Annotated in this window: 13 protein-coding genes; 6 read left to right on the plus strand and 7 right to left on the minus strand. The window is 52.6% G+C overall.

Annotated elements, in window-relative coordinates:
• Positions 1–8: 8 nt before the first annotated feature.
• Both V2P20_RS10610 and V2P20_RS10615 read right to left on the minus strand, forming a co-directional pair.
• Positions 9–2093: an ATP-binding protein gene (locus V2P20_RS10610; protein WP_331818159.1), complete on the minus strand. Its 2085-nt coding sequence runs from the start codon at positions 2091–2093 to the stop codon at positions 9–11.
• An 894-nt stretch (positions 2094–2987) separates the two neighbouring features.
• A complete protein-coding gene (locus V2P20_RS10615; RefSeq protein ID WP_331818160.1) occupies positions 2988–4235 on the minus strand; it encodes a glutaredoxin family protein in 1248 nt (415 codons plus the stop codon).
• A 128-nt stretch (positions 4236–4363) separates the two neighbouring features.
• Between V2P20_RS10615 and V2P20_RS10620 the strand changes: the two genes are divergently transcribed.
• On the plus strand, positions 4364–4867 hold the full coding sequence (locus tag V2P20_RS10620; protein ID WP_331818161.1) for a YgjP-like metallopeptidase domain-containing protein: 504 nt from the start codon (positions 4364–4366) through the stop codon (positions 4865–4867).
• A 208-nt stretch (positions 4868–5075) separates the two neighbouring features.
• Here the strand turns inward: V2P20_RS10620 and V2P20_RS10625 are convergent, their stop codons facing one another.
• Positions 5076–5441: a DUF393 domain-containing protein gene (locus V2P20_RS10625; RefSeq protein WP_331818162.1), complete on the minus strand. Its 366-nt coding sequence runs from the start codon at positions 5439–5441 to the stop codon at positions 5076–5078.
• A 166-nt stretch (positions 5442–5607) separates the two neighbouring features.
• Here V2P20_RS10625 and V2P20_RS10630 point away from each other — a divergent pair, with 166 nt between their 5' ends.
• From V2P20_RS10630 to V2P20_RS10640, 3 genes are all read left to right on the plus strand, one after another.
• Positions 5608–5781 carry a hypothetical protein gene (locus V2P20_RS10630; RefSeq protein ID WP_331818163.1) on the plus strand — a complete coding sequence of 58 codons (174 nt, stop codon included), beginning with the start codon at positions 5608–5610 and terminating at the stop codon, positions 5779–5781.
• A gap of 119 nt (positions 5782–5900) precedes the next feature.
• Entirely contained in the window at positions 5901–7592 is a 1692-nt protein-coding gene (locus V2P20_RS10635; RefSeq protein ID WP_331818164.1) for an ABC transporter ATP-binding protein/permease, read from the plus strand.
• Positions 7593–7609: 17 nt separating this feature from the next.
• Complete coding sequence (locus tag V2P20_RS10640) at positions 7610–8731, plus strand: glycoside hydrolase family 5 protein (RefSeq protein WP_331818165.1); 1122 nt, start codon at positions 7610–7612, stop codon at positions 8729–8731.
• Positions 8732–8839: 108 nt separating this feature from the next.
• Here the strand turns inward: V2P20_RS10640 and V2P20_RS10645 are convergent, their stop codons facing one another.
• Together V2P20_RS10645 and V2P20_RS10650 are read right to left on the minus strand one after the other, a co-directional pair.
• Complete coding sequence (locus tag V2P20_RS10645) at positions 8840–9760, minus strand: glycerophosphodiester phosphodiesterase family protein (RefSeq protein WP_331818166.1); 921 nt, start codon at positions 9758–9760, stop codon at positions 8840–8842.
• A gap of 266 nt (positions 9761–10026) precedes the next feature.
• Complete coding sequence (locus tag V2P20_RS10650) at positions 10027–12951, minus strand: UvrD-helicase domain-containing protein (RefSeq protein WP_331818167.1); 2925 nt, start codon at positions 12949–12951, stop codon at positions 10027–10029.
• A gap of 413 nt (positions 12952–13364) precedes the next feature.
• Here V2P20_RS10650 and V2P20_RS10655 point away from each other — a divergent pair, with 413 nt between their 5' ends.
• Complete coding sequence (locus V2P20_RS10655; RefSeq protein ID WP_331818168.1) at positions 13365–14603, plus strand: aminotransferase class I/II-fold pyridoxal phosphate-dependent enzyme; 1239 nt, start codon at positions 13365–13367, stop codon at positions 14601–14603.
• A gap of 77 nt (positions 14604–14680) precedes the next feature.
• On the opposite strand, the gene V2P20_RS10660 is transcribed toward V2P20_RS10655, so the two are convergent.
• The gene (locus tag V2P20_RS10660) at positions 14681–14869 is read right to left on the minus strand and encodes a DUF6726 family protein (RefSeq protein ID WP_331818169.1); all 189 of its coding nucleotides are present in this window, start codon (positions 14867–14869) and stop codon (positions 14681–14683) included.
• Positions 14870–15231: 362 nt separating this feature from the next.
• Positions 15232–15453 carry a hypothetical protein gene (locus V2P20_RS10665; protein WP_331818170.1) on the minus strand — a complete coding sequence of 74 codons (222 nt, stop codon included), beginning with the start codon at positions 15451–15453 and terminating at the stop codon, positions 15232–15234.
• A gap of 373 nt (positions 15454–15826) precedes the next feature.
• Here V2P20_RS10665 and V2P20_RS10670 point away from each other — a divergent pair, with 373 nt between their 5' ends.
• Positions 15827–17140, plus strand: coding sequence for a hypothetical protein (locus V2P20_RS10670; RefSeq protein WP_331818171.1), 1314 nt, complete (start codon positions 15827–15829; stop codon positions 17138–17140).
• Positions 17141–17211 lie beyond the last annotated feature (71 nt).

Here is a 17211-nt window from a genome sequence, read left to right on the forward strand (position 1 = left end):
AAGCCCGTTTACTGGCCGGCTTCGTTGGTCAAAGATGCCAACAAGGAGGACAGGATATCAGGGTCTACCGGCTTCAGCAGATGATGATCGAACCCGGCGCGCTTTGAGCGCGAGCGGTCTTCGGGCTGCCCATAACCGGTCAAGGCAATCAGGACGGCCAACTGCGTTTCCGGTAATTCGCGCAACCGTTGCGCCACTTCATAACCGTCCATATCGGGGAGACCGATATCCAGCAATATCGCCTGCGGCCGGAAGGCTTGCGCACGCTCAATCGCTTTCGCGCCGCTATTGGCCGTGTCGACTTCATGCCCTTCCGCCTGGAGCAGCATCGACAGACTATCCAATGCATCAGGATAATCATCCACCACAAGAATACGCAACTTGGAACATAACGGCATAGCACCTCCTGACGGCGCAGATTCAACAACTTCATTATATTCGTTCGATAGCAACGGCAAACGAACCGTAAATTCACTGCCCTGCCCGATGCCCGCGCTTGATGCGCTGACACTCCCACCGTGCATTTCGACCAGTCTGCGCACCAGTGTAAGTCCTATCCCTAAACCGCCCTGAGAGTGGGACAACGAGCCATCGGCCTGAATGAAAAGATCGAAGATATGCGGCAGCATATCAGGGGCAATGCCAATGCCCGTATCCCGGACCTTGATCAGCGCCATGGAGTCTTCCTGACTCACGCTCAGCGTAATCCGGCCGCCTTCATCGGTATATTTTGCGGCATTATTGAGCAGATTCGAGAGAACCTGGGCCAGACGGAAGCGATCGCCTTTAAGCCATTGCGGCGTTGCCGAGTGCAAAATGACCAGTTTCTGCCCACGGGCTTTAATCAAGGGACTGCTGGTTTCTATGGCGCTATCCACGATCTCGGCCAGATTGAAATGCTCGGTCTTCAGCGAGATCTTGCCCTGCATGGCGCGCGCCACATCGAGCAGATCATCCAGCAGGCGGGCCATATGGCTGGCTTGACGGTCGATGACATTACGGCACCATTCCAGCATGGGATTGGCGGCCGTATTCTGTCCTTTCAACAATTGCACAGAATTACGGATAGGCGCGAGCGGATTGCGCAACTCGTGCGCAAGCATCGCCAGAAACTCGTCCTTGCGGCGATCGGCCTCGCGCAGTGCTTCCTCGGGGCGCTTGCGTTCGGTAATGTCATGAATAAAGCCATACCATAAAATACTGCCATCGGCCTCGACCTCCGGAATCGAGCAGCCTTCCAGCCAGATTTCTCCCTTGGTCGGATGCCATAGCCGCCATTGGTTATGCCAAGGCGGCAGGCAGTGCACCGATTCGGCGGTTATATGAAGTTTATCAAGCTCAAGCGCATTGATGAAGGCAAGCAGCGCATTTTTCCCGTCAGAACAAGTATGATCCATCCATAAAGCTTCATCCGTACACCATCTGAATGGCTCAAATCCTGAAATGGTAGTAATCGAATCGCTGATAAAAGAAATTTTACAGGGGATTTTAGGGTTATCGGTTCGCTCGATAGTAAAAATCGCCGCTGGGATAATGTTCACTACCCGCTTGAAACGTTGTTCGCTGCCTTTGAGCGCCTGGTTGGCGCTTAGCAGTTCTTTGGTTCTTAGCTCAACTTGACGGTCCAGGTCTTCATTTAATTGCTTTAATGCTTTTTTAGTTTTTTTATGGATAAGGATTTCTTCTTCCAGCTCCCGGTTCGCTTTAATTAACTGATTTCGGCTCGGAATCAGGACAGCTTTTGGGATGAGAGGCCATAACACGACCGCAGTCGCCAGGGAGAGGAGCGCAGTAACAGCCTTGGTTCCTGCTTCCAATCCATAGATTGGCTTCCAGATAGTGATAAGGGATATTAAGTGAGTCGTTCCACAGGCCAAAATAAAGAGGCTGAATAGCACGAAAACCCATTTGTATTCGATATCCCGACGCTTATGGACAAAATAACCCAAGGCAAGAGGAATGGAAAAATACGCCAGCGAAATAATCAGGTCGGAAACCACAAACAGCCACAATAACTGAGGCTTCCAGAGAAAACAGAAACCATGCGGCATAAACTCTCCCGCACCCAATAAAAATTGTATCAGCGCTTGCACTTCTCACAGCTCCTTAATTTTTTATATTGATGCCGGTAATATCTGATGCATCACGAAATTGCGGCATTGCTTTATTTGCATGAAACGGCGGCCCACTAAATGCCATTATTCATGACGATAAAGATAAAATCATGGCAGAATAATATTTGATCATAATTGTTTTCTCTTTTACCTCTCGCAGACAATCACTGGTACGTCACTTAATGGCTCCGAAAGTTCAATAACTGATGTTACGCCGTTGTAGAGCCGAATGCGCTTGTGCTGCCGTTCAGGACATTCGAGGCGGGACAAACGCCAGTGTACCGGCCTATGCAGTGCGAATCAATGTGCACCTGCACGGCAGATACGAATGCTCCTGAAGCGCTTACCGTTGACATTTCCTTCAGGAGACTGAAACGATTCCGCTTTTCTCATAGCTTGACTGCCTTAACCCATACCCTTCGGGACTTTCCTCGACACTAGCAGTTTTCTTCCGCCTCCGGCATAGCTGGAGGCAACTTAACTTGCTGGCGGCCGCCACTAGCAGCAGTCGGCCCCGGCGTTTGTGACGGCGGGATTTTCCCGAGCGTTGCCGGAGCCTAAATCATAACAACCGACGTCATGCCGCTCTTTTATAACTGTGTATCCGGCACTTCTTTCCCAGTGGCTCACGTCAGCGGCGGCATGGCGCTGGACGTACAAGCCGCCTACAACAGGCTGACAGCCGGAATCCACGCCCCAGCCAGCGCGCGTTGCCAGTAGTAAGATTCCGTCTAGAGCGTCCGTTCAGCAACTACTAGCCACAACAAATCGCGAAGTTGCCGGAGATTATGGCGGTCCAGCGCAGAGAGAACTACTTCTGTAAAGAAGCCCTCTCGCTGCGCGAAGGCTCCTGCCAGGCCGAATCCAAGAGCCTCAAGGCAATGAAATCAGCAGATACAAACCCAATCCCACCATGACCAATCCACTGATCAGTTTCAGCCAGCGTCCTTCCTTTTCCTGCAATCGCCGCTGGCTGAGCGTGATGATACCGATACCCAGCACGATAGCGTCATCAAGCATATAAGCAAGATTGTAAAGCAGCAGATAGCCGTAATAGCTTGCTCCGTCCAATTGCTGCATCGTCAGTATGCGGGTATAAAGCGCCGGAAAACCTGAAGTGCACAGAAATTCGACGATCTGTACCAGGATGGCCAGCACCACGGCGCCGATCATGGCGCCGCGCAGACTTTCGGCTTGCAGGATAGCGCGGATTCTGGCGTAAATGCCGGGCTTGGCAGACTCGGGGATTGACAGCGAAACGCCCCAGCCGTAAGCCCAGAAATCCTTCAGGTTAATCGCGCCGGCCAGTATGGCGATGCCGGCGATGATGATCTGCGACAGGCGCGAAAGGCCTATGATCAGAAAAAGGTTGAGCCAGGCGGCCATGAAAACGAAATAGGCAATGCCTTCTACAGCAATGAAGGCGCCGGCGACCGCAAACATGCGCATGCGGTCCTGCATGGGCGCCAGCAACGAAATCATCAGGATCAAAACCCACATGGAGCAGGGATTGAATCCGTCCATTAGCCCCATCGTAAGGGTGAAAAGCGGCAAACCAAACTGCTTCAAGGTAATGCGTTGTCCCAGAAACGTAAACTCCGGCTCAGGCGGTGGCGAAACACTTTCCGGTCCGCAGGACAGTGCTGCTTCCGCTTCGCAGCTCTCTGCCGCCTCTGGCGATATTTTCTGCTCCGGCGGGGTTTGAGCCAGTGCATTGCGGATCAGCTTTCCCGTAGTAGACGGGTCGGTGTAACCGACGATAGTCTGGCCGTGCACATAAAAAGTCGGCACGCTCACGTTGGCGCCTGTTGCTTCGGCTATCTGCTTCAAACGTTCAAGGGCTTCAGGATCGCGCTGGATATCGCGCACAACGATGCGCAGCCACGGCTGCTCAAGCGCCAATGCTTTCAGGAATTCTTCAGCTTTCTCGCAGTGCGGGCAGCCCTCGCGCACGAAAGCTTCAATATCGGCAGGCGCCTGGCGAGCCGCATCTTGACCAGCGGCCGGCAACAATGCAGCGTCCTGCGCATCGGCTGGCGTCACGCCCCCCAGAATCGACATCCAGAACAGCATCGCCAAGAAAAAATCCCAACCTATCATCTTCACTCGTTTTCTCGCCATCGCATCCTCATTTTCTTCTGACTACCCAAACTGCTCCCTGACGGGACTTATTGACATCGCTATCGCCGCTATCATAACGTAAGCAGGCCGTCATGCAGATCGGCAATATCTCGTAATCAAGGTAAACCATGCAAGAATTAAAATATCTGGCCGGCTATTCCGAAAAAATCACTGACCAGGCACTGCATCTGATTCATACCGGCAAGCTGGGTGAACTGCTGTTGAAAAAATATCCTGTGGCTCACGACATCAGAACGGACAAAGCGCTTTACGGCTATGTCGTCGATCTGAAGAATGAAAGGCTCCGCCAGTCCCAGCCGCTCAGCAAAATCATTTATGACGATAAAATCAACGTCCTGCACCATGCCCTTGGACTTCATACCTATATCTCCCGCGTACAGGGCGGCAAACTGAAAGCGAAAAACGAAATCCGCATAGGATCGGTCTTCAAGCAGGTGCCGATTGAATTTCTGCGCATGATTGTCGTGCACGAACTGGCGCATTTAAAGGAAAAAGAGCATAACAAGGCCTTTTACAAGTTATGCGAGTATATGGAGCCGGCCTATCATCAATATGAGCTTGATATGAGACTTTATCTGACGCATGTGGATTTGTTTGGCAAGCTTTACTGACTAATCTTATTACTGGCACCTTTTCCCGTTTGCAGCACCGAGCACCGGAGCTTTTGGCAGCAGTAAGCCCTTGCTGGACGGGGCATGTTGCCTCGCCCAAAAAATTCAGCATGGGTTAAGTGGAGATTCCAAGCTCAGACATTGCAAAAACATTAAGACGGGGTTGCAAACCCCATCCTGCTTGAGGCAAAGCAAAATTACTCCCCTCTCATAGCCCTCCTCTTTTCCTCAACCGCCGGCTCACTTGGCGATGATAAATCCTGGCCAGCAACGGCCGGATCAACGGCAACCCAATCAGCCAGGCTATGGGTTTCAGTACCGGCACTCGCTTCATCAGCAGAATATAGGCGTCCAGTTCCGACGCGATTCTGCCCTGCTCATCGCTGACATGCAGCTCCGTCAAAGCCTTGCCGGGATCGATGCCCAGCTCGCGAAGCCGATTCTCCTGTCCTGTGATGTCAAACCAGCAGACCTGCTCTCCCCTCTTGCCTGCGAGTTTTTCATAATGTTGCCTGTCGCGAATGCATTTAGGACAAGCGCCATCGTAATAAACCGTAATCTTGTCTTTATCCATAACCCCCCCTACAAAACTCACGCCAGACCGGCGCCCTAACCGAATCCCAAAATGCAAATCAAGCACGAAGCCGTCAAACGCCTGACCTTGTTTATTGGCTTGACCATCTCTATGAGGATTGATTTAATGGGGAATTCCTTCAAATTAATAATTTTTTTAGATACTGATGAATAGTTACGAACAGTCCAAAAAGGCCCGCTATATCGCTTCAGTGGTGTATGTATCGATCATGGCGTTTATCCTCGGAGGAACTTATATTTCCCAACAGGAAAAGGAAAAAGCCAAACAGGCATCCACACACGAAGCATCCTCTGCGGTTGCTGAAACACAGGCTGAATAGAATTTCGCGTTGCGTCGATTTCGTCAAGACTCATCGAATTCGCATGATTCAGGCATAAAACTTACAAAATCAAGCCTGAGCTTTATGTAATATTTTCACCCCAACGCGGAGAATCACCCATGGGATCCAGCGATTTTTTTATCCAATTCATGCGTCTGGCCGGCGCTTACTGGCATTCAGAAGACAAGGCAACCATTCGCAAGCTGACCTTGGCCCTGATTGCGCTGACCATCGTGCAGATGTTTATTGCCGTCATCATCACGGAGTGGAGCGCCGCGTTATTCGATGCGCTGGAGCAGCGCTCGATGTCAGGATTTTTCAGACAGATCGGGCTGCTCATATTGATTTTTGCCGCCAGCATGGCGGCCACAGGCCTGCATTTAACGGTCAAGCGCCGCCTGCAGATCGGCTGGCGAGCCTGGCTGACCGATCATGTGACCAATCGCTGGATGAACAAAGGCCGTCATTATCAAATCACCCACTTACAGACCGCCGGGCACGATAACCCGGACAGCCGCATCGCGGAAGATATACGTATCGCCACTGAAGACGGCATTGCCCTGTTTCACTCGCTGTTTTACAGCCTGCTGATCCTGATCAGTTTTATTGAAATTCTCTGGACACTTTCAGGCGTTGTCACGCTTGATCTGGGCTTTATTGAAATGCCTATCTATGGGCATCTGGTCTGGGTAGCGCTGATTTATGCAGCCGGCGCATCGGCTTTGGGCTGGCTGATCGGTCAGCCTTTAAGCCAAACGACCAATATCCGGCAAACCATGGAAGCCAATTACCGTTTTAGTCTCGTGAAAGCGCGCGAAAGCTCCCTGGCAATTGCTCTGATTCATGGCGAAACTCACGAGAAAAAACATTTTCAGAAACTTTTCCAGGATATTATTGACGCTTATCACCAGCAAACCCATGCCTGGGCGCATATTCTGCTTTTTACTTCCGGCTATTCAGTGTTGTCTACAGCCGTCCCTGTGCTGGTGTCGGCGCCGCGCTACATTTGGGGAACTATCACATTGGGCGCGCTGATGCAGTCGGCCCAGTCATTCCAGCACGTGGCCTCCGCCCTATCCTGGCCGGTCGATAACATGGCCTTGGTCGCCCAATGGCGGGCTTCGGTTGAGCGTGTATTGAGCCTGATCCAGGCATTGGACGATCTGGAAGACGAGATCGTGCGTCCTGATCCGCACCGCATTGTACTGGTAAAAACGGATAAGCCGACCCTGCGTTTCGACAATCTGTGCATCAGCCGGCTCGACGGCATTGTCTGTGCATCGCATATTACTGACGAGATCAAGGCCGGAGAACGGGTTCTTATTACCGGTAATATCTTTACCGGTTCCAAATTGCTCAAGGCCATAGCGGGCCTGTGGCCATGGGGCGAAGGCCGCATAGAACTGCCCGATGATGAATATATGTTTTTCATGCCGCCGCGGCCTTATCTGCCGACCGGCACGTTGCGCGAAGCCATCTGTTATCCGTCTTCCTGTGACGACTTCAGCCCTGCCGTGCTCACAGAAACGCTTGAGCTTGTAGGTCTGGCAGAATTAATTGAGCAGCTTGACCAGATCGATGATTGGGAAAAAGTGCTGCCGCGCGAACAGCAGCAGCGTTTGGGCGTGGTCCGCGTGCTGCTGCAGAAACCCAAATGGATTTTGTCGGAAACGGCGTTCGATTCGCTGGACCCCGAGGGAGAAGCCGAAATGATGCGATTGATCTGTCAGATGCTGCCCGATGCCGCCATGCTGACGATCAGCAATGAACCCAAGGCTGAGATGTTTCATCAGCGCCGGATTGTGCTGTAATCACGGCAGGACGATAAATGAAAACGGTATTTGACAATAAATGCGGCAAGAAGCTGCGCGGCGTCAATCTCGGCGGCTGGCTGCTGCTGGAAAAATGGATGACGCCGAGTCTCTTCGAAGGCCTGCAAGCCGTGGACGAGACTTCCTTCTGCGTGGAACTCGGCCCGCGCACCGAGTCAGTGCTGAAAAGGCATTGGGATACGTTTATCACGCGCGAGGATTTCGTTTGGCTGGCCCGGATCGGCATCAATGCGGTCCGGATTCCCGTCGGCCATTGGATCATCGGCCCCGATTATCCTTACCACCGCGCCTATGGCTCGGTTTCGTACCCGTATGTTCAGGGCGGCCTGGAAATTCTCGACCGCGCTTTCGACTGGGCGGAAGAGTACGGACTGTTGATCGTGCTCGATCTGCATGCCGCGCCCGGCTGCCAGAACGGTTTTGATAACGGCGGCATCCAGAACGTCTGCGAATGGCATACCAAGCCGGAGTATATCGATTATTCGCTGCAGGTACTGGAGCGCCTGGCCGAGCGCTACCATAGCCGTCCTGCCCTGCACGCCATCGAGGTATTGAACGAGCCGCGCTGGGACATCGATACGGCGCTGTTAAAGCGATACACAACCGATGGCTACCGACGGATACGCCAGTACTGCCAGGCCCGCGATGTCGCCGTGGTCTTCCATGACGGCTTTCGCTCCTATGCGGAATATGCGGGCTTTCTTCAGGAGCCCGAGTTCAGCAATGTCGTATTCGATATTCACCGTTACCAGTGTTTTGTCCCTGCCGATGTCAACACGGACATTTACGGACATATAAAAAAGGCCGCCATTGACTGGAAAAATGAAGCCGACGACATCATCAGCCATCTCGGCCTGCCGACTTATGTGGGCGAATGGAGTCTGGGGCTGGATTTAAAAATGGTCTCGCTCTGGGCGGACGGGCCTTTCGATCATAATTTGACGGAGATGGACGAGTTCCAGCTGTCCGTTGCTTATCGCGGCTATGCCGCAGCCCAGCTGGCGACTTTCGAGAAATACCTGGGCTGGTTCTTCTGGAGCTACAAGACCGAAACCATGCCGGGCTGGAGTTTTCGGGAATGCGTGAATAGAGGCTGGCTGCCTGATCGCTTTGCCTGACTGCTGGCGATAAAACCGGCTGTGGGGGCGACTTCAGTCGCCTACTGTTAGCAGTCTCGCCCATTCAGGCATAAAAAGGCGACTAAGGCGACTGAAGTCGCCCCCACATTATTCCTGCAATACATCACGAACCCGGTTAGGAAAATCCGAAATCACGCCGGTAACGCCAGCCGCGATCAGCTGCCGCATTTCGTTCTTGTCATTGCAGGTCCAGACATTGACGGCGCGGCCAGATGCCAGCACATCGATAATCCCGCATGGATCGAGCTTTCGTGCCAACGAATAAAATCCCATTGAATCAGTATTAGGGTGATAGGCATCAGCATCGAACAGCGCCAGATAGGCGCCCGGTTTTGCCAGCCTGTCGCCGGTTAAAACACCCGTCGCTATATTTTCCGAAAGCCGGCGCACGCTGACCAGCTGTTCGTGATCAAACGACGAGATCAAAACGCGGTTTTCCATGTCCAGTGACTTAACGAGTCCCGCGGCCGCTTCGGCCATGCCCGGATACATGCGCGGCAAAGCCTTAAGCTCGATATTGACCATCAGATCTTCACGCAACGCCAGTTCCAGAGCCTCCCGTAATGTAGGCAGCCTGATCTCGCCGGATGCATAAAAGATAAGATCCTGCGCGCTGACAAATTGCTCGATCTCTTCTTCAGTCAAGCCCTGCAAAAACCACTGCCGCCGGGAGGCCGGCAATGACAACTGTTCAACGTACCAGCTGCCGGCATCCAGTTGCCGTAATTCATCATAGGTAAAATCGGAAACCGCATAACTGCCGCGGCCCGGAAATCTCACGCCGGCATCGGTGCAGCGTGTGAGCTGTTCGTCGTGATGCACGATCAATTCGCCATCTTTCGACAGATGGACATCCAGCTCGAACATCTGGCAACCGAAGCGCTTCGCCTTCTCGAACGCGGCCAGTGTATTCTCGGGCGCAAATGCGCGCGCGCCGCGATGGGTGATATTCAGTACGCCGGCCGGGCGCTTGTCTCCCGTCCGTAGCGGATTCAGTTCAAATGTCATGTTTATCCTCTCTGTTGTTAACTGATGTTACGCATGGGCTGTTTTTTTCCTGCTTGCTACGCTTTTCATTCAACCCACAGCGGATCTCGTCGCCTGAATCGTCATGCACGCGTAGGTGCGAATTCATTCGCACTACCTAGGCCGGTACACGGGGTTTGTCCCAGGTCGAATGAATTCGACCCTAAAGCTGAATTCAAACAACCGTCGCGCTAGCGATACTTTTTAAACCTGTCCAATTCAACTGATATTTTCCGGCCGGAATGGCATCAGGTGATGTAATCCCGGTCCGGCAACCCGGTTCTTGCATTAGAATTTACAGCCTGCTCAGTATGATTGCAGGAAAATCCGGCATGCGGCCGGTAATTGGCGCATCCCCAGAATTGGCCGTACTTGCCTTTACGCAGGATCATGCTGCCGCCGCATTTCGGGCAGACCGGTTCGGCGACCTCGCAGTCCTTGTTTTGACAAACCCTGGAGCGTCCCTTCGTAATCAAGGCGCTGCCGCACTTCGGGCAGCCCTTTTGCGTATGACTGCAGAGCGGATATTGATTGCAGCCGTAGAAAGTGCCGTATTGGTTTTTCCGGACAACCATATAACCGGTTTGACAGCGCTCACAAAGCGTGTCGGCCAATTGCTTCTGGAAACCGTGACCCTGAAACTCATCGGTCAGGACGGCGTATTTGTCATTGACCAGTTCCCGGACGAAGCTTGAAGCCTTGCTGCCGTCGGCGATCAGATAAACATGATGCCTGGCCCGCGTCAGCGCGACGTAAAACAGCCGCCTTTCCTCGGCATGTTGATAGTCTTCCGCTTCAGGCAACAGCAGTTCCAGCAACGCATGCGTGGCTTTCTCCGAAGGAAAGCCCTGTTTGCCGTGTTCCATCCCAAGGACAATCACATAATCGGCCTCTCTGCCCTTAGACGCATGAACCGTCATAAATTGCAGGTTTAACTGCGGATACTGGCGTTTCAGGCCGGACAGCTCGGGCTGCCTGAAATGGAACCGGGCCAAAATCAGCACGCTGGCGCCGTCAGGCTGTTTTTGCGAGATGCTGGCCAGCGCCGCGTTGAGGCCAGTTGACTCGGTACTGGTTTTGATCAGCGAAACAGCCGGCCCGTCGACCTGTCGGTGGCTTTTGATCTGTTTTTTGATCTGGGCGGGATTCTGGCAGACAAACCGGGACGCGACCTCGCCTATTTTGTTATTGAAGCGAAAAGTCTTGTCTAGCACGCTCGTGGCCGTAAAGCCGAAGTGTTTTTCAAAATCCCTCGTGATCGATACATCGCTGCCGGTAAAGCGGTAAATGGCCTGCCAATCGTCGCCGACGCAAAACAGGCTGTTGCCGGCATGCTGCGCGAGCAGCGCCTTGACCAGCCGGGCCCGGCTCGCCGAGATATCCTGAAACTCATCGACCAGCACATGCCGGTAAGGCGAACGGTACCGGCCGGATTCGACATAGCTGATGGCCTTGCCGATCATGTCGTCGAAATCAATGGTGCCATTGTCGTGCAGGTGCTGCTGGTAAGCCTGGTAAACCGGCTCAAACAGCAGCACCGCCGCAAGCATGCGCTCTTTGTCCTCATGCTGGCGCGCCAGGCTGCTCAGATCTTTGATGGACAGGAAAGCGGCCTTGAACAAGGCCAGGACTTTCGCGATCAGTTCGCTGAATCTGGATACTTCGCCGAATTCGCGCAACCGGCTCAGCAGTTGATCATCCGGCAGCGGCCTGAATCGAACGCCGGCCACCAGCAATTGCGTTCTGAGCGCATCGGTGAGTGTGCCTTGGTGTTTTTGATAGCTGAACGTCTCGATCAGCTGCGTTTTGTGCGACTCATGCAATGCGCGCTTCCAGGCCATGCCTTCAAGGTATTTTTGCCGGTCGATGAACGGCGGGGTTTCGTTCTTTTCATTGACGGCGAAATGCTCGATATAAAGCCCGTACTCAGGCAGGTAAAAATCAGGCTGGTAGGCTTTGAAATCCGGCCCGGCCGTATTGACCTGATAATTGGCTTCATACTCGTAAACAATGCCCTGCCGGTACAGGAAATTGGCGATTTCGCATTCCTCATAGCTCTTGACCAGTTCGCCCTGCAGCGTGCGGATTTCGTTTTCCAGGATATAGGCATGGTAGGCGCCTTCGGTTTTAAAGGCGAACTGGCTTTTATAGGGATAAATAAAGCGCGTGAAGTAAGTGACCAGCCGGGATTTATAGCGCTGGTCGAGCAGAAACTGTTTGATCCGGTCATCGACAAATCGGGCTCTCAGCGCTTCGTCTTCGGCCATTTTGTCAATAGCCGGCACCGCGCCTTCGACTTCGGTAATGATCTGCTTGCCGAGGCTGTGGAAGGTCTTGACCGTCAATGTGCTGATGCCCAGCCTGGCCTGAATGCGCTCTTCCATTTCCTTGGCGGCCTTGTTGGCATAGGCCAGCATCAGAATCTGATCGGGGGCTGCAAGCTCCGATTTTAAAAGATAGCCTGCCCGGCCTATCAGGGTGCTGGTCTTGCCGGTTCCGGCGCCCGCCAGCACCAGGTTATGCTGCTCATCGATCACACAGGCCTTGCGTTGCCTGTCCGTCAACGGATTGCTTTCAATCCGGTCGAAATAGTCCCGATATGTCCTGAGCTGAGACCGGACGTAGCTGTCATTGATTTTAGCAATATGATCGTAGCCCTTTTCCAGGAAGGGCCGGACCAGTTCGATCAGCTGATATTCTTCTCTAGACAGGTAATGTGAAATATCCGAACGGTAAATGCCGTCACGCAAATGCTCATGGTTTTTCAGCCATTGCATGGCAGCAGGTTGCCGGATGTAGCGCTGGCCATGGAATAAAGCACGCGCTTGCTGACTGGCCTGTCTCAGGTCGGGAATAATGGTCTGATAGAAACCTTTAATATAGTTTCGGGTTCGCTGGTTCAATTCGACTTGGAGATTGCCTGCCTTTTTCTTTGAAATGCCGCCAAAGCGAATGATCTGGCCGTCTTCCAGATAAATTGCCAGCGCATCCCAGAAATAGCCTCGTTCAATCGCTATGCCGGGCGCGATCCGCAGGAACGGGATTGTGCGGGTTTCATTGCCCGATAACGCGATGCCCTGCCTGGCGGCTGACAATGAACGGTAAGTCAGGGCGTGCGCGGCGAATGTCCTGGCTAAAAAGCCGGTTTGATAAGGCGTGAGGTTATTATCCAAGCTTGATTTAGATATTAAAAAATTCAACTAATTACTATTATTTCATTGGATAGTTTTTATTAACAGTAATAGGTTGTCTTTATTCGATATAACCGGCTTCATTCAAAACACGGCTATTTCCTCAATCCAGGGTGATTATTAAGTTTGAGTTAAGTTTCATGGCTTAACCTTGTATCTGTCACAGTCCTCTTCCGGGCTGCCTATCACACTCCAAAATTTTAGTTCAGCCGAAGTTGACTGTGGCGCAATCTTAACAATCCGTTGATCTCAGGAAAAACCTGATGCTGCAGCAGATCAGCAAAGTTATCTTCATGCCCCTGCCTATGTTTGAAGTTTGTCACAAAAAAGCAAATTTACTATACCCTCAGACCGCAGGATCAGTAAAAATAACGCCCTTCAGTTAGGACTATTTAATGGCTATTAAATCAAGCTGGGTCACCGATTTTGACGAAATAATAACAGCAGGCGCTCATCATGGCCTGGCTCAACATACGACTGAAGACGCGTTTTACAATGGCAGGACTATCTGTCTGAACGGCAGGCATCTGGTCAATTTCGCGCTTTGCAGTTATTTGGGGCTGGAACTGGATAAGCGGCTTAGACAAGGCACTATCGATGCCGTTATGCGCTTTGGCACTCAGTTTGCCGTTTCAAGGGCCTATCTCTCCGCCACGCCTTATCAGGAACTGGAATCACTGCTGGAGCAGCTGTTCGAGGGCCATGTGCTGGTCACGCCCACGACGACGCTCGGCCATATAGCCGCCCTCCCCGTCCTCATTCAAAAAGGCGATGCGATCCTTATCGACCAGATGGCGCACAACAGTGTTCAAACGGCTGCGAAACTCGTGCAGATGCAAGGTGTTCCGGTCGAAATCCTGCCCCACGGCAACCTGGAGTTTCTGGAAGAGCGCGTCAGCGCGCTGAGTTCTGAATATAACCATATCTGGTATCTGACAGACGGCATTTACAGCATGTTTGGCGACCTGGCTCCAGTGGACGCTCTAGGTGCGCTGTTGCAGCGCTACGAGCAACTGCATCTGTACTTTGACGATGCGCATGGCATGAGTTGGACCGGCAAGCATGGCCGGGGTTACGTCCTCGATAAAATGCCCATTCAGGAACGTATGGTGGTCGCCACCTCTCTGTGCAAAGGATTCGCGGCCGGAGGCGGCGTGCTGATCTTTCCATCGGCCTCAATGCATCGCCAGGTTAAAAACTGCGGCGGCCCCATGATTTTCTCGGGTCCTATGCAGCCGCCCATGCTGGGCGCTGCGATTGCTTCAGCCCGTATCCATCTGTCGCCCGAGATCGAACGCCTGCAGAAGGAGATAAAAGATCGCATTTCGCTGTGCAACCTTCTGCTCAAGGAATACAATCTGCCTTCAGCGACCTCATCGCAATCGCCCATTTTTTACATCAAGCTGGGGCATCCCATTGCCGCCGGCTACATGGCCAAACGCCTGCAGGATGAAGGCTTTTACACGAACCATGCCGTTTACCCGGCCGTCTCGCATCGCAAATCGGGCATCCGATTTACGTTGACGAGACATCTTGCTGCCGAAGATATTCACAGTTTTGTCAAGGCGGTCGCCCGCAATCTTCCGCTGGCGCAGGATAAAGAAACCATAAAGATGTTGAGTCAGGAGTATTAACCCCGGTTATCAGGGCCAATACTCCTCCTGAAACTTGTGCTGAAATCAGTGCTGTCGAGTGCTGTTCCAGCTATGAATCAAATTGGAACATCATCGACAACTTCGGCCGCTTTATCGATCCCATCATGCGCAGTATTGCCCACAACCGGTACGATCGAAACCACGGCGCCGCCTAAACGCATCGGTACCGACACTATTTTAGTCAAAACACAGCCTTGCATAACACCCGCCATGGCCAACAATAATACGATGTTCTTTATGCTCATTTTTAGTCTCCAGCAATTTATTAATTTAGGATAGTTTTTCATTCTTGATTTTCAGCGAAGAAAAATAGTTCAGATTTGGATTCACTTAAATTTTAAGTAGATATGCTTGCGCAGGTCCTGTCAGTACAGCAGTTGTAAGTTGAAGAAAATTTATCAGCTGCGCAGTCTAATGTATTTTTGGCGGTTCTGTTGCAATAATGTTTAGCCTGACGGTTTTGAACGTTATGGAAAGAAATTGACTAGCCAGCTTTGACCAGGCTGCCTTCAAGGCAAAGGCTTCTGCATTTGTTTTAGATTCCTGCCCGAGTGCCTGTCTTTCAGTTTTTTGACAAAAACAGGATAAAAATATGCCAGCGTTATCATCACCATCGCTCGTCAGCCCATTTTTTTATCCCGGCTTCCGCATCGTCCAGCAGCGCTTCAATGGAAGCGTAACTTCTTTTGCCCTGCCAGATAGCTCCGCCCTCGTCAAATGCAAAAACGATGATTTTCATATCAACGATATACTCCAGGCTTAGTCCGCCGCCATTGTTGATCAGATCGGTAATATAAGGATATTTATAAGCATTTTTAATATAGCTCATGGCTATCGCTCCTTGTTGCACTGTTTTTGGAATTAACCTGAGACCATTGGCTTGTCATGTTTTGCATAGTCGGCTGCCGGTATTTTTTTGCCGGCCGTCCGCTCCAGTTCTCCAAAACCGGCCGGATGATGATACTGTGACTGGCTTTTTTGTATCTGGCGCGTTCACCTTTTTTGGAGCGCATCGGCTACGGCTTGACGAAACGCTAACAGTTACACGATGTCGATAGAAGCAGATAACTTGATCATAGCAGCACTCTAGCAGCCACCTCGCTCCCGTTAATTGGGGGCTTTTTTTGCGGCCAACAGATAAGCTTGGCTTAGTGCTGATATGGAATATCAAACAGTAAAGACACCGTAGGAAAGCATCGCCGATGCGCAGTTTCGCCTGCCTGATGATCTTATTTCTTGCACTCGCGACGGCGGTTGCAAATCCGCAAGAGGAGACCAGAACCATGCCGGATTCCCGTGTACGAGAAGCTATCGAGCTGATGACCGGTTTTGCGGAACGCACAGGGCTGAGCTCCGAGCGCCCTCAGCGGCGCTACCTGTGGACAGACGCCTTCGCGGTTTGCAACTTTCTTGGCCTGTCGCGGGCGACCGGGGAAAAGCGCTACACGGAACTGGCTCTGCGCCTGGTTGACCGCGTGCATCACACGCTGGGGCGACACCATGCTGATGATTCGCGCACGGGCTGGATCAGCGGATTGAACGAGCGCACGGGGGAGGAACGCCCGACCCGCGGCGGGCTTCGGATCGGCAAAGAGCTTCCCGAGCGCAGGCCCGATCAGGCCTTCGACGAGCGGCTGGAGTGGGACCGCGACGGCCAGTACTTTCACTACCTGACCAAATGGATGCACGCGCTCGACCAATTGACGCGTTCGACGGGAAATCCGCAGTTTAATGCCTGGGCGCAGGAACTCGCTGAAGCAGCGCACCATGCTTTCACTTATCTTCCCTCCGCAGGCGGTCCGCGACGGATGTACTGGAAGATGAGCATCGACCTGAAGCGCCCGCTCGTCTCCTCTATGGGCCAACATGATCCGCTGGACGCATATATCACATACATTCAGCTTCAATCCACTGCTGCCGGACTCCCGCAAGCGGGCGACGGCCCCAGGCTCAACGATGAGATCCGGCAGGCTAAAGCCATGATTGCCGCGGATGATTTAAGAACAACCGACCCGCTCGGGATTGGCGGCCTGCTAATGGACGCCTACCGCCTGGAGCAATTGCTGCAGCAAGGAAGTATGGCGGACCTGCATCTTCTTGAAGCCATGCTCGAGGCAGCGCTCAAAGGTTTGAAATATTACGCCGCGAGCGGCGAGCTGCGGCTGCCGGCGGAACATCGGCTCGCCTTTCGCGAACTCGGCCTGGCGATCGGGTTGCAAGCAGTGCGTCTGATGGGCGAAGCGGCCAGCCGCGATCCGATTCAGCCGCACACAGCCGATGGCGTGCGCTTACGGCTGCATAAACTCGTGCGCCTGCGGCTGCGTGAGCTGATGCAGTACATGCCTCTTGGCGAAAGGATCGAGTCTTTCTGGCGCGATCCCGAACATAGGCAGTCCCAGACTTGGTCCGAGCATCGCGATATCAATGAAGTGATGTTGGCGACCAGTCTGGTGCCCGAGGGATTTCTTGTCTTGCCGCCGCCCGGTTTAAGCAGCCTCGATCGCGGCGGCCAGTAAAAGGTAAAACTTGCGCCTTACCGTTTTGCTTTTTCGTCGTTTCTTAAATGCATGCTGCCCGGCAACAAATG

This window comes from Methylobacter sp. Wu1, from assembly GCF_036553575.1.
Lineage (GTDB): Bacteria > Pseudomonadota > Gammaproteobacteria > Methylococcales > Methylomonadaceae > Methylobacter.

What these genes read in the sequence shown, in the direction of transcription:
- V2P20_RS10625 (WP_331818162.1), bottom strand. Translation starts at nt 5,441, where the DNA reads ATGGATAAAGACAAGATTACGGTTTATTACGATGGCGCTTGTCCTAAA.
- V2P20_RS10635 (WP_331818164.1), top strand. Translation starts at nt 5,901, where the DNA reads ATGGGATCCAGCGATTTTTTTATCCAATTCATGCGTCTGGCCGGCGCT.
- V2P20_RS10640 (WP_331818165.1), top strand. Translation starts at nt 7,610, where the DNA reads ATGAAAACGGTATTTGACAATAAATGCGGCAAGAAGCTGCGCGGCGTC.
- V2P20_RS10660 (WP_331818169.1), bottom strand. Translation starts at nt 14,869, where the DNA reads ATGAGCATAAAGAACATCGTATTATTGTTGGCCATGGCGGGTGTTATG.
- V2P20_RS10630 (WP_331818163.1), top strand. Translation starts at nt 5,608, where the DNA reads ATGAATAGTTACGAACAGTCCAAAAAGGCCCGCTATATCGCTTCAGTG.
- V2P20_RS10645 (WP_331818166.1), bottom strand. Translation starts at nt 9,760, where the DNA reads ATGACATTTGAACTGAATCCGCTACGGACGGGAGACAAGCGCCCGGCC.
- V2P20_RS10615 (WP_331818160.1), bottom strand. Translation starts at nt 4,235, where the DNA reads ATGGCGAGAAAACGAGTGAAGATGATAGGTTGGGATTTTTTCTTGGCG.
- V2P20_RS10665 (WP_331818170.1), bottom strand. Translation starts at nt 15,453, where the DNA reads ATGAGCTATATTAAAAATGCTTATAAATATCCTTATATTACCGATCTG.
- V2P20_RS10670 (WP_331818171.1), top strand. Translation starts at nt 15,827, where the DNA reads ATGCGCAGTTTCGCCTGCCTGATGATCTTATTTCTTGCACTCGCGACG.
- V2P20_RS10655 (WP_331818168.1), top strand. Translation starts at nt 13,365, where the DNA reads ATGGCTATTAAATCAAGCTGGGTCACCGATTTTGACGAAATAATAACA.
- V2P20_RS10620 (WP_331818161.1), top strand. Translation starts at nt 4,364, where the DNA reads ATGCAAGAATTAAAATATCTGGCCGGCTATTCCGAAAAAATCACTGAC.